Annotated in this window: 10 protein-coding genes; 9 read left to right on the forward strand and 1 reads right to left on the reverse strand. The window is 69.6% G+C overall.

Annotated features, from left to right (window positions below; genetic code table 11):
• The first annotated feature begins 23 nt into the window (after window positions 1-23).
• The 9 genes from IG08_RS0113500 to IG08_RS54150 all read left to right on the forward strand — a co-directional run bounded on the left by IG08_RS0113500 (window position 24) and on the right by IG08_RS54150 (window position 10,200).
• The gene (locus tag IG08_RS0113500; protein WP_043454183.1) at window positions 24-1,091 is read left to right on the forward strand and encodes a polyprenyl synthetase family protein; all 1,068 of its coding nucleotides are present in this window, start codon (window positions 24-26) and stop codon (window positions 1,089-1,091) included.
• A gap of 119 nt (window positions 1,092-1,210) precedes the next feature.
• On the forward strand, window positions 1,211-3,211 hold the full coding sequence (shc, locus tag IG08_RS0113505; RefSeq protein WP_030600511.1) for a squalene--hopene cyclase: 2,001 nt from the start codon (window positions 1,211-1,213) through the stop codon (window positions 3,209-3,211).
• The gene (locus tag IG08_RS0113510; RefSeq protein ID WP_030600513.1) at window positions 3,211-3,852 is read left to right on the forward strand and encodes a phosphorylase family protein; all 642 of its coding nucleotides are present in this window, start codon (window positions 3,211-3,213) and stop codon (window positions 3,850-3,852) included. Before shc ends, IG08_RS0113510 begins: the two co-directional genes overlap by 1 nt.
• 5 nt (window positions 3,853-3,857) lie before the next feature.
• Window positions 3,858-4,880 (forward strand): adenosyl-hopene transferase HpnH, encoded by a 1,023-nt coding sequence (gene hpnH / locus IG08_RS0113515; protein WP_030600514.1) that lies wholly within the window; start codon window positions 3,858-3,860, stop codon window positions 4,878-4,880.
• A gap of 4 nt (window positions 4,881-4,884) precedes the next feature.
• A complete protein-coding gene (gene ispG, locus IG08_RS0113520; RefSeq protein WP_030600516.1) occupies window positions 4,885-6,042 on the forward strand; it encodes a flavodoxin-dependent (E)-4-hydroxy-3-methylbut-2-enyl-diphosphate synthase in 1,158 nt (385 codons plus the stop codon).
• A 27-nt stretch (window positions 6,043-6,069) separates the two neighbouring features.
• Window positions 6,070-8,022 (forward strand): 1-deoxy-D-xylulose-5-phosphate synthase, encoded by a 1,953-nt coding sequence (gene dxs, locus IG08_RS0113525; protein ID WP_030600518.1) that lies wholly within the window; start codon window positions 6,070-6,072, stop codon window positions 8,020-8,022.
• Window positions 8,019-9,404 (forward strand): aspartate aminotransferase family protein, encoded by a 1,386-nt coding sequence (locus IG08_RS0113530; RefSeq protein WP_030600520.1) that lies wholly within the window; start codon window positions 8,019-8,021, stop codon window positions 9,402-9,404. The genes dxs and IG08_RS0113530 overlap by 4 nt, the downstream gene beginning before the upstream one ends.
• A 68-nt stretch (window positions 9,405-9,472) precedes the next feature.
• On the forward strand, window positions 9,473-10,084 hold the full coding sequence (locus IG08_RS0113535; RefSeq protein WP_030600522.1) for a helix-turn-helix domain-containing protein: 612 nt from the start codon (window positions 9,473-9,475) through the stop codon (window positions 10,082-10,084).
• Window positions 10,081-10,200 carry a DUF6126 family protein gene (locus tag IG08_RS54150; RefSeq protein ID WP_043454186.1) on the forward strand — a complete coding sequence of 40 codons (120 nt, stop codon included), beginning with the start codon at window positions 10,081-10,083 and terminating at the stop codon, window positions 10,198-10,200. Before IG08_RS0113535 ends, IG08_RS54150 begins: the two co-directional genes overlap by 4 nt.
• Window positions 10,201-10,216: 16 nt before the next feature.
• Here IG08_RS54150 and IG08_RS0113545 read toward each other — a convergent pair whose 3' ends face one another.
• Window positions 10,217-11,014, reverse strand: coding sequence for a tyrosine-protein phosphatase (locus IG08_RS0113545; protein WP_030600527.1), 798 nt, complete (start codon window positions 11,012-11,014; stop codon window positions 10,217-10,219).
• Between the last annotated feature and the right edge of the window lie 104 nt (window positions 11,015-11,118).

Below are 11,118 nucleotides of genomic sequence, written 5' to 3' on the forward strand. Positions count from 1 at the left end.
GTACCGCAACAAGAGGAGAGACTGTGCCCACTGTGCCCCCGGCCTCGACGGCTGCCGACGCGGTGGACGTGACCGCGCTCCTGGAGCGCGGCCGGACCCTGGCCACACCGGTACTGAGGGCGGCCATCAACCGCCTGGCACCTCCCATGGACACCGTTTCCGCCTACCACTTCGGCTGGATCGACGCTCAGGGCAACCCGGCGACCGGCGACGGCGGCAAGGCCGTACGTCCTGCTCTCGCGGTGCTCTCCGCCGAGGTCACCGGCGCCGAACCCGAGGTCGGCATCCCCGGCGCCGTCGCCGTGGAGCTGGTCCACAACTTCTCGCTGCTGCACGACGACCTGATGGACGGCGACGAACAGCGCCGCCACCGCGACACCGTCTGGAAGGTGCACGGCCCCGCCCAGGCCATCCTGGTCGGCGACGCCCTGTTCGCCCTCGCCAACGAGGTCCTGCTGGAGCTCGGCACCGTGGAAGCGGGCCGCGCGACCCGCCGGCTGACCACCGCCACCCGTGCGCTGATCGACGGCCAGGCGCAGGACATCTCCTACGAGCACCGCGACCGCGTCAGCGTCGAGGAGTGCCTGGACATGGAGGGCAACAAGACCGGCGCCCTGCTCGCCTGCGCCAGCTCCATCGGCGCCGTGCTCGGCGGCGCGGACGACCGCACCGCCGACACCCTGGAGAAGTACGGCTACCACCTGGGGCTCGCCTTCCAGGCGGTCGACGACCTGCTCGGCATCTGGGGCGACCCGGTCTCCACCGGCAAGCAGACCTGGAGCGACCTGCGCCAGCGCAAGAAGTCCCTGCCTGTCGTGGCCGCGCTCGCGGCGGGCGGTGCCGCCTCCGACCGGCTCGGCGAGCTCCTCGCCGCCGACGCCAAGAGCAGCGACTTCGAGAACTTCTCGGAGGAGGAGTTCGCGGCCCGCGCCGCCCTCATCGAGCAGGCGGGCGGCCGTGAGTGGACCGCCGGGGAAGCACGCCGACAGCACACCATCGCCGTCGAGGCCCTCGACGCCATCGACATGCCGGACCGGGTACGGGCGCAGTTCACGGCGCTCGCCGACTTCGTCGTCGTACGAAAGAGATGATCACTATCGGTCGAATAGCCCTCGCGTAGTCGCCGGCCGGTGTTGCGAGGAAGCACGGCACCGGCCGACGGCGGACCCACAGCAGACGCACCGTATGCACACTGCACGAAGGGGAAGCCATGACAGCGACGACCGACGGAAGCACCGGGGCCCTGCCGCCCCGCGCTGCCGCGGCCAGCGAAACCGACATCGAGACCCCCGTGGCGACCGGGGTACAAGAAGCCGCCGCACGCGCCGCGCAACGCGCCACCGACTACCTGCTGTCCCGTCAGGACGCCGAGGGCTGGTGGAAGGGCGACCTCGAGACCAACGTCACGATGGACGCAGAGGACCTGCTGCTGCGCCAGTTCCTGGGCATCCGCGACGAGGCCACCACCCGCGCCGCCGCGCTCTTCATCCGTGGCGAGCAGCGCGAGGACGGCGCCTGGGCGAGTTTCTACGGCGGACCGGGCGAACTCTCCACCACCATTGAGGCGTACGTCGCCCTCCGGCTGGACGGCGACGCGCCCGACGCACCTCATATGGCGAGGGCCTCAGCCTGGATCCGCGAGCAGGGCGGGGTCGCTGCCGCCCGGGTGTTCACCCGGATCTGGCTCGCCCTGTTCGGCTGGTGGAAGTGGGAGGACCTGCCCGAACTCCCGCCGGAACTCATCTACTTCCCCAAGTGGATGCCGCTCAACATCTACGACTTCGGGTGCTGGGCCCGGCAGACCATCGTCCCGCTGACGATCGTCTCCGCAAAGCGTCCGGTACGGCCCGCGCCCTTCCCGCTCGACGAACTGCACGTCGATCCGGACCACCCCAATCCGCTCAAGCCCCTTGCCCCCGTGGCGAGTTGGGATGGCGCCTTCCAGCGGCTCGACAAGGCGCTGCACCAGCTGCGCAAGGTCGCCCCGCGCCGGCTGCGCAGGGCGGCCATGAACAGCGCCGCCCGCTGGATCATCGAGCGGCAGGAGAACGACGGCTGCTGGGGCGGCATCCAGCCCCCGGCCGTGTACTCGGTCATCGCCCTGCACCTGCTCGGCTACGACCTCGAACACCCCGTGATGCGCGAGGGGTTGGCGTCCCTGGACCGTTTCGCCGTCTGGCGCGAGGACGGGGCCCGGATGATCGAGGCCTGCCAGTCGCCGGTGTGGGACACGTGCCTCGCGACCATCGCGCTCGCCGACGCGGGCCTGCCCGCCGACCACCCGCAGCTCGTCAAGGCCGCGGACTGGATGCTCGGCGAGGAGATCGTCCGGCCCGGTGACTGGGCCGTGAAGAGGCCCCAACTCCCGCCGGGCGGCTGGGCGTTCGAGTTCCACAACGACAACTACCCCGACATCGACGACACCGCCGAGGTCGTCCTCGCACTGCGCCGGGTCCGGCACCACGATCCCGAGCGGGTCGAGAAGGCGATCGGGCGCGGGGTGCGCTGGAACCTCGGGATGCAGTCGAAGAACGGGGCGTGGGGTGCCTTCGACGTCGACAACACCAGCCCGTTCCCCAACCGGCTGCCGTTCTGCGACTTCGGCGAGGTCATCGACCCGCCGTCGGCCGATGTGACGGCCCACGTGGTGGAGATGCTGGCCGTGGAGGGGCTCTCCCACGACCCGCGCACCCGGCGCGGGATCGAGTGGCTGCTCGCCGAACAGGAGCCGGACGGCTCGTGGTTCGGGCGCTGGGGCGTCAACTACGTCTACGGGACGGGGTCCGTGGTGCCCGCGCTCATCGCCGCAGGCCTGCCCGCCGCGCACCCGGCGATCCGGCGCGCGGCGGCCTGGCTGGAGTCCGTGCAGAACGACGACGGCGGCTGGGGCGAGGACCTGCGCTCGTACAAGGACGTCAAGAAGTGGAGCGGTCGCGGTGCCTCCACGGCCTCGCAGACCGGCTGGGCGCTGATGGCGCTGCTGGCTGCCGGAGAGAAGGACTCCAAGGCCGTCGCGCGCGGCATCGAGTGGCTCGCGAGTACCCAGCGCGAGGACGGTTCCTGGGACGAGCCGTACTTCACCGGCACCGGCTTCCCGTGGGACTTCTCCATCAACTACCACCTCTACCGGCAGGTCTTCCCGCTGACCGCACTCGGCCGGTTCGTGCACGGAGAGCCGTTCTCCGAGCCGTTCGCGGCCAGGGAGGGCTGATGAGCACACCGCCCGCCCCGGCCCCGCTGCTGATCGCCTGCGCGCTCGGCATCGAGCGCCTCGCCCTGCGCAGTGGCGACCGCAACGGTGCCGGCGGGCCGGTGACCGTGCTGAGGACGGGCATGGGGCCCGAGGCGGCCGAGGTCTCCACCACCAGGGTCCTGGCTCACCCTGAGCTCGCCGGGGCCGCCGTGCTGGCCACGGGCTTCTGCGCGGGGCTCGCCCCCGGCATGCACCCCGGAGATCTGGTCGTAGCGGAAGAAACCCGGCATCCGCGGGGAACCGTTCGGTGCGTCGGGACCGACCTACTGGTTGAGGAGCTGGTCCGGGCCGTACCCGGGCGCACGGTCCACACCGGACCGCTCACCGGCTCCGATCACGTCGTCCGTGGTCACGAACGGGCGGAACTGCTGGCGACCGGCGCGATCGCGGTCGACATGGAATCCGCGGCCACGCTCCTGAGCGCCGTACGCGCGGGCAAGCGCCCGGTTGCGGCCGTCCGGGTGGTCGTGGACGCTCCACAACATGAACTCGTCCGGATCGGCACGGTCCGCGGTGGAATATCAGCCTTCCGCGTCCTTCGTTCCGTACTTCCCGCTTTCTACGAATGGCACCGTTCCTTGCTGCTCCCCAGGAGGTGAGCCAGATGGCCATGCCGCTGCGTCAGACCATCAAGGTCGCTACATACTTGGCCGAACAGAAGATCCGCAAGCGGGACAAGTTCCCGCTCATCGTGGAGCTGGAACCCCTCTTCGCGTGCAACCTCGCATGCGAGGGCTGTGGCAAGATCCAGCACCCCGCCGGGGTGCTCAAGCAGCGCATGCCGGTGGCGCAGGCCGTCGGGGCGGTGCTGGAGTCCGGTGCGCCGATGGTGTCCATCGCCGGCGGTGAGCCGCTGATGCACCCCCAGATCGACGAGATCGTGCGGCAGTTGGTGGCGAAGAGGAAGTACGTCTTCCTCTGCACCAACGCCATGCTGCTGCGCAAGAAGATGGACAAGTTCAAGCCCTCCCCGTACTTCGCCTTCGCGGTGCACATCGACGGGCTGCGCGAGCGGCACGACGAGTCGGTGGCGAAGGAGGGCGTGTTCGACGAGGCGGTCGAGGCGATCAAGGAGGCCAAGAAGCGCGGCTTCCGGGTCACCACCAACTCGACCTTCTTCAACACGGACACCCCGCAGACCATCATCGAGGTGCTCAACTACCTCAACGACGATCTGCACGTCGACGAGATGATGATCTCGCCCGCCTACGCCTACGAGAAGGCGCCCGACCAGGAGCACTTCCTGGGCGTGGAGCAGACCCGGGAGCTGTTCAAGAAGGCCTTCGCGGGCGGCAACCGCAAGAAGTGGCGGCTCAACCACTCCCCGCTCTTCCTGGACTTCCTGGAGGGCAAGGTCGACTTCCCGTGCACCGCGTGGGCGATCCCGAACTACTCGCTCTTCGGCTGGCAGCGCCCCTGCTACCTGATGAGCGACGGCTACGTCCCGACGTACCGCGAGCTGATCGAGGAAACCGACTGGGACAAGTACGGCCGCGGCAAGGACCCGCGCTGCGCCAACTGCATGGCGCACTGCGGCTACGAGCCCACCGCCGTCCTCGCCACCATGGGCTCGCTCAAGGAGTCGCTCCGCGCCATGCGCGAGACGGTCTCCGGAAACCGCGAGTAGCGCGATGACCGCCATTTCCTTGGGTGTCCCCGAGGTACCGGTCCGGCCGATCGCCGAGCGGCGCGTGTCGCGGCAGATCCAGGTCGGGCCGGTGGCGGTCGGGGGCGGGGCTCCGGTGTCGGTGCAGTCGATGACGACGACCCGTACGTCCGACATCGGCGCCACGCTCCAGCAGATCGCCGAGCTGACGGCCTCCGGCTGCCAGATCGTGCGCGTGGCCTGTCCCACGCAGGACGACGCGGACGCCCTCGCGACCATCGCGCGCAAGTCGCAGATCCCGGTGATCGCGGACATCCACTTCCAGCCGAAGTACGTGTTCGCCGCGATCGAGGCGGGCTGTGCGGCCGTACGCGTCAATCCCGGCAACATCAAGCAGTTCGACGACAAGGTCAAGGAGATCGCGCGGGCCGCGAAGGAGCACGGCACGCCGATCCGGATCGGGGTCAACGCGGGATCGCTGGACCGGCGGCTGCTCCAGAAGTACGGGAAGGCCACTCCGGAGGCGCTCGTGGAGAGTGCCTTGTGGGAGGCCTCGCTCTTCGAGGAGCACGACTTCCGGGACATCAAGATCTCGGTGAAGCACAACGATCCCGTGGTGATGGTCAACGCCTATCAGCTGCTGGCGGAGCAGTGCGACTACCCGTTGCACCTGGGTGTGACGGAGGCCGGGCCCGCCTTCCAGGGCACGATCAAGTCGGCGGTCGCCTTCGGGGCCCTGTTGTCGCGCGGGATCGGCGACACCATCCGGGTGTCCCTGAGCGCCCCGCCCGCCGAGGAGGTCAAGGTCGGCATCCAGATCCTGGAGTCGCTGAACCTGAGGCAGCGGCGGCTGGAGATCGTGTCGTGTCCGTCGTGCGGGCGTGCCCAGGTCGACGTCTACAAGCTGGCCGACGAGGTCACGGCGGGCCTGGAGGGCATGGAAGTGCCCTTGCGCGTCGCGGTGATGGGGTGTGTGGTCAACGGTCCCGGCGAGGCGCGGGAGGCGGACCTGGGGGTCGCCTCCGGCAACGGCAAGGGACAGATCTTCGTCAAGGGCGAGGTCATCAAGACCGTGCCCGAGTCGAAGATCGTGGAGACCCTCATCGACGAGGCGATGAAGATCGCCGAACAGATGGAGCAGGACGGCGTCGCGTCGGGGGAGCCGGCCGTCACCGTGAGTTGAACAGCACGGACCGAAGGGGGCCCGAGCGTGACGATTCTGGAGACTGTCCGGGGACCACGCGACCTTAAGGCGCTGTCCGAGGCGGAACTCGGTGAACTGTCCGAAGAAATCAGAGAGTTCCTGGTGCACGCGGTCGCCAGGACCGGCGGACACCTCGGGCCCAACCTGGGGGTGGTGGAACTCTCCATCGCGCTCCACCGGGTCTTCGAGTCACCGGTCGACCGCATTGTGTGGGACACCGGCCACCAGAGCTACGTACACAAGCTCCTGACCGGTCGTCAGGACTTCTCCAAGCTGCGCGGCAAGGGCGGCCTGTCCGGCTACCCGTCGCGCGAGGAGTCCGAGCACGACATAGTCGAGAACAGCCACGCCTCCACCGCGCTCGGCTGGGCCGACGGGCTCGCCAAGGCCCGTCAGGTGCAAGGTGAGAAGGGCCATGTGGTCGCGGTCATCGGCGATGGCGCGCTCACCGGCGGCATGGCCTGGGAGGCACTGAACAACATCGCGGCCGCCAAGGACCGGCCGCTGATCATCGTCGTCAACGACAACGAGCGGTCCTACTCGCCCACCATCGGCGGCCTCGCCAACCACCTGGCCACCCTGCGGACCACCGACAGCTACGAGAAGGTGCTCGCCTGGGGCAAGGACGTGCTGCTGCGCACGCCCGTAGTCGGCCACACCCTCTACGAATCGCTGCATGGCGCGAAGAAGGGTTTCAAGGACGCGTTCGCGCCGCAGGGCATGTTCGAGGATCTGGGGCTGAAGTACGTCGGCCCGATCGACGGACATGACATCGGGGCCGTCGAGTCCGCGCTGCGGCGCGCGAAACGCTTCCACGGGCCGGTGCTGATCCACTGTCTGACCGAGAAGGGGCGCGGCTACGAACCCGCCCTCGCCCACGAGGAGGACCACTTCCACACGGTCGGTGTGATGGACCCGCTCACCTGCGAGCCGCTCACGCCTTCCAACGGGCCTTCCTGGACCTCCGTGTTCGGGGACGAGATCGTCCGGATCGGGGAGGAGCGCGAGGACGTCGTGGCGATCACGGCGGCCATGCTGCACCCGGTGGGCCTTGGCAAGTTCGCGGCTCGCTTCCCGGACCGGGTGTGGGACGTCGGCATCGCCGAGCAGCACGCGGCGGTGTCCGCGGCCGGCCTCGCGACGGGCGGGCTGCACCCGGTCGTCGCCGTGTACGCGACCTTCCTGAACCGAGCCTTCGACCAGCTCCTGATGGATGTCGCACTGCACCGCTGCGGGGTGACCTTCGTCCTGGACCGGGCCGGCGTGACCGGCGTCGACGGGGCCTCCCACAACGGCATGTGGGACATGTCGATCCTCCAGGTGGTCCCCGGCCTCAGGATCGCCGCACCGCGCGACGCCGACCAGCTGCGGGCGCAGCTCAGGGAGGCGGTGGCGGTGGACGACGCGCCGACGCTGGTGCGCTTCCCGAAGGAGTCCGTGGGTCCGGAGATCCCGGCGATCGACCGGGTGGGCGGACTGGACGTCCTGCACCGCTCTTCCGATGCGCCGGACGTCCTCCTGGTCGCCGTCGGTGTCATGGCGCCGGTGTGCCTGCAGGCCGCCGAGCTGCTGGAGGCCCGGGGCATCAACTGCACGGTCGTGGACCCCCGTTGGGTCAAACCCGTCGACCCGGCGCTGCCGGGCCTGGCCGCCGAACACCGGCTGGTGGCCGTCGTCGAGGACAACAGCCGCGCCTCCGGGGTCGGCGCCGCGGTGGCGCTGGCGCTGGGCGACGCCGAAGTCGACGTACCCGTACGGCGGTTCGGGATCCCGGAGCAGTTCCTCGCGCACGCCAAACGGGGCGAGGTGCTCGCCGACATCGGTCTCACGCCGGTCGAGGTCGCCGGACGGATCAGCGCCAGCCTGGCCGTCAAGGAGGTCCAGGGCAGCCTGGCCGACGAGGAGGCCAAGGCCGTCGACAGCCAGGTCGACGGCTCAGTCAAGGAGAAAGCCGAATGACCAAGGAGTTCGACCTCGGCGCGCTGCTGGCCGAGCGCGGAGCCGAGCGCTACGAGCTGCACACGAAGTACCTGAACCACCAGCTCCCGCGCATGCTGCACACGATCGGCTTCGACAAGGTCTACGAGCGCGCCGAGGGCGCCCACTTCTGGGACGCGGACGGCAACGACTACCTGGACATGCTCGCCGGGTTCGGGGTGATGGGCCTCGGGCGCCACCACCCCGTCGTCCGCCGGGCACTGCACGACGTTCTCGACGCCCAGCTCGCCGACCTCACCCGCTTCGACTGCCAGCCGCTGCCCGGACTGCTGGCCGAGAAGCTGCTCGCGCACAGCCCGCACCTGGACCGGGTGTTCTTCGGCAACAGCGGCACGGAAGCCGTGGAGACCGCGCTGAAGTTCGCCCGGTACGCCACCGGGAAGCCGCGGATCCTGTACTGCGACCACGCCTTCCACGGACTGACCACCGGATCCCTGTCGGTCAACGGCGAAGGCGGCTTCCGGGACGGCTTCGCCCCGCTGCTGCCCGACACCGCCGTACCCCTCGGCGATCTCGACGCCCTGGCACGGGAGTTGAAGAAGGGTGACGTCGCCGCCCTGATCGTCGAGCCCATCCAGGGCAAGGGTGTGCACGAGGCCCCGCCCGGCCATCTGCGTGCCGCGCAGGAGCTGCTGCACAAGCACAAGGCGCTGCTCATCGCCGACGAGGTGCAGACCGGGCTCGGCCGCACCGGGGACTTCTACGCCTACCAGCACGAGGACGGGGTCGAGCCCGACCTGGTCTGCGTGGCCAAGGCGCTCTCCGGCGGCTATGTGCCGGTCGGCGCCACCCTCGGCAAGGACTGGATCTTCAAGAAGGTCTACTCGTCGATGGACCGGGTCCTCGTGCACTCGGCGAGCTTCGGATCCAACGCACAGGCCATGGCGGCCGGGCTTGCCGTGCTGTCCGTCATGGAGAACGAGCAGATCGTGGCGAACGCCCGGGCGACCGGGGAGCAGCTGAAGTCCCGGCTCGCGGCGCTGATCGACAAGTACGAGCTGCTCGCCGACGTGCGCGGCCGGGGACTGATGATCGGCATCGAGTTCGGCAGGCCCAAGTCGCTGAAGCTGCGCAGCCGTTGGACCATGCTGCAGGCCGCGCGCAAGGGCCTGTTCGCGCAGATGGTGGTCGTGCCGCTGCTGCAGCGGCACCGGATCCTCACTCAGGTCTCCGGCGACCACCTGGAAGTGATCAAGCTGATCCCGCCGCTGATCATCGGGGAGCAGGACGTGGACCGGTTCGTCGACGCCTTCACCGCCGTGATGGACGACGCGCACAGCGGCAGCGGGCTGATGTGGGACTTCAGCAAGACACTGGTGAAGCAGGCGGTCGCGAACCGCTGAGAGCCGTGGTTTTTGCCTCTGAGGCAAGAAATTTGCCGCAGAGGCAAAGCTCCGGCTGAATGGAGAGCATGAGCTCTTCGGAAGCCGAGTCTACGACGGACCTGCCCGCCGTGGCACCCCAGCTCCGCGCACTGCGCCGCCGTGCCTCCCTCACCCTGGAGGCCGCGGCCCGCGCCGCGGGGCTGTCACCGGCCCATCTCTCCCGCCTGGAGACCGGGCACCGCCAGCCCTCGCTGCCGATGCTGCTCGCGCTGGCCCGTATCTACGCCACTACCGTATCGGAGCTGCTCGGCGAGACGGTCGCCGAGCGGGACGCCGTGGTGCGCGCCGCCGACATGGAGCCGACCGCGGCGGGCGGCTGGACCTACTGGCCGGCCGGCGCGTCCGGCCGCGGCATGCAGGCCCTGCGGGTCCATGTCCCCTACGGCGCGCAGGGCGACATCGTGCGCGTGCACCCCGGCGAGGAGTGGCTCTACGTCCTCGAGGGACGGCTGCGTCTGCGCCTCGGTGACACCACGCACCGGCTCGCGCCGGGCGACAGCGCGCACTTCGACTCGCTCACGCCGCACCGCATCGCCGCCGTCGACCACGACGGTGTCGAACTGCTCTTCGTCCACACCCTGCTGCAGAGCCCCACGGCCGCCCTGTGCCTGGGCCCCACCAACGGAGAGATGCCATGACCGACATGGAGGAGAAGCTCCCCCGCGCCCTGTGGGTGCGGTTGTTCATCTACATCGCGGCGGGACACGTGTTCGCGGCCTTCCTCTTCCTGCTGTTCGAGGTGGGGGCGAAGTAGGGACCGGGGTGGGGTCTCAGTCGAGCAGTCGCTCGCGGAGCCGCTCACGGATCTCCGGGGTGACCCCGAGGCCCTGCTCCAGGTAGCTGTCGACGCTGCCCCACGTCTCCTCGATGGTCTCGAAGGCCGCCGTCAGATACTCGGCGCGCGCGTCGAAGAGGGGGCTGAGCAGCTCCATGACCTCGGGGGAGTAGGCCGAGGCGTCGCTGCCGCTGCGGCGCACCTTGTAGCGGCGGTGCTTGGCGTTCGACTCCAGGTAGTCGGCGACGATCGCCTCCTGCTCGACGCCCAGGGCGAGCAGCGTCACCGCTATGGAAAGGCCCGCGCGGTCCTTGCCCGCCGCGCAGTGCATCAGGGCCGGGGCACTGTCCTCGGCGAGCGAGCGCAGCACCTTGGAGTGCTCGGCGGTGCGCTCCTTGATGATCGTGCGGTACGAGTTGATCATCCGGTCGGCGCCCTTGCCGTCGCCGAGGATCCCGCGCAGCTGGTCGATCTCGCCGTCGCGGACCATCTTCCAGAACTCCGAGCCGTCCGCCGGATCGGACAGCGGGAGGTTCACATTGGTGACGCCCGGCAGCTCGACGTCGGGCCCCTCCAGCTTCTGGTCCGCGGCGTTGCGGAAGTCGAAGATCGTGTGCAGGCCCAGGGAGTCCAGGAAGGCGGCGTCCTCCGCGGTCGCGTGGGCGAGATGGCCGCTGCGGAACAGCACGCCGTACCGCACCCGTCGTCCGTCCACGGTCGGCAGTCCGCCCACGTCCCGGAAGTTGCGGACTCCGGCCAGCTCCGGCTCGGTCGACGGGATCTGCTGCGTCACGGGGGCTCCTCCCGGTCGGGCTCCGTCGGCGCGGCTCGACGACGGGGCACGCTCTCGACCATACGACATGGATTCCTGAGGCAATGAGTTGTCCACAGGCGTTG

The organism is Streptomyces fulvoviolaceus, assembly GCF_000718165.1.
In the GTDB taxonomy this organism is placed as follows: domain Bacteria; phylum Actinomycetota; class Actinomycetes; order Streptomycetales; family Streptomycetaceae; genus Streptomyces; species Streptomyces fulvoviolaceus.

Coding starts and splice junctions, on each gene's coding strand:
- shc (WP_030600511.1), top strand. CDS start 1,211: ATGACAGCGACGACCGACGGAAGCACCGGGGCCCTGCCGCCCCGCGCT.
- IG08_RS0113510 (WP_030600513.1), top strand. CDS start 3,211: ATGAGCACACCGCCCGCCCCGGCCCCGCTGCTGATCGCCTGCGCGCTC.
- hpnH (WP_030600514.1), top strand. CDS start 3,858: ATGGCCATGCCGCTGCGTCAGACCATCAAGGTCGCTACATACTTGGCC.
- ispG (WP_030600516.1), top strand. CDS start 4,885: ATGACCGCCATTTCCTTGGGTGTCCCCGAGGTACCGGTCCGGCCGATC.
- IG08_RS0113530 (WP_030600520.1), top strand. CDS start 8,019: ATGACCAAGGAGTTCGACCTCGGCGCGCTGCTGGCCGAGCGCGGAGCC.
- IG08_RS0113535 (WP_030600522.1), top strand. CDS start 9,473: ATGAGCTCTTCGGAAGCCGAGTCTACGACGGACCTGCCCGCCGTGGCA.
- IG08_RS54150 (WP_043454186.1), top strand. CDS start 10,081: ATGACCGACATGGAGGAGAAGCTCCCCCGCGCCCTGTGGGTGCGGTTG.